The sequence below is a fragment of the Streptacidiphilus sp. ASG 303 genome (assembly GCF_020991365.1).
Classification (GTDB): Bacteria; Actinomycetota; Actinomycetes; order Streptomycetales; family Streptomycetaceae; genus Peterkaempfera.
Genome location: NZ_JAJLRA010000128.1, coordinates 1 through 309, shown reverse-complemented (window position 1 = coordinate 309; position 309 = coordinate 1). Strand labels below are relative to the sequence as shown.

The 309-nt window shown below is 76.1% G+C and carries 1 pseudogene; it reads right to left on the bottom strand.

Annotated features, from left to right (window positions below):
• Positions 1–50: 50 nt before the first annotated feature.
• Positions 51–309, bottom strand: a pseudogene (locus LO771_RS30210) (2-oxoacid:ferredoxin oxidoreductase subunit beta); the annotation flags it as partial.

The window sequence follows — 309 nt, the reverse complement described above, 5'->3', positions numbered from 1 at the left end:
ACGTCCCCCTGAGACCCCCACCCGGGAGAGGGCGCGGGTGCGGGTGCGGGTCAGCCGACCGTCCAGGTGTCGGGGCCGGCGAGGAGGGCGGCGAGGTCGCCCTGTCCGCGGGCGGTGGTGGCGGCGGTGAGCTGTTCGGCCATGAGGGTGTCGTAGACCGGGCGGTCGACGGCGCGCAGCACGCCGATCGGGGTGTGGTGCAGGGTGTCGGGGTCGGTGAGGCGGGAGAGGGCGAAGGCGGTGGTGGGGCTGGGGCTGTGGGCGTCGTGGACGAGGACGGCGGCGGCGTTGCGCTCGGTGATCTCGGCC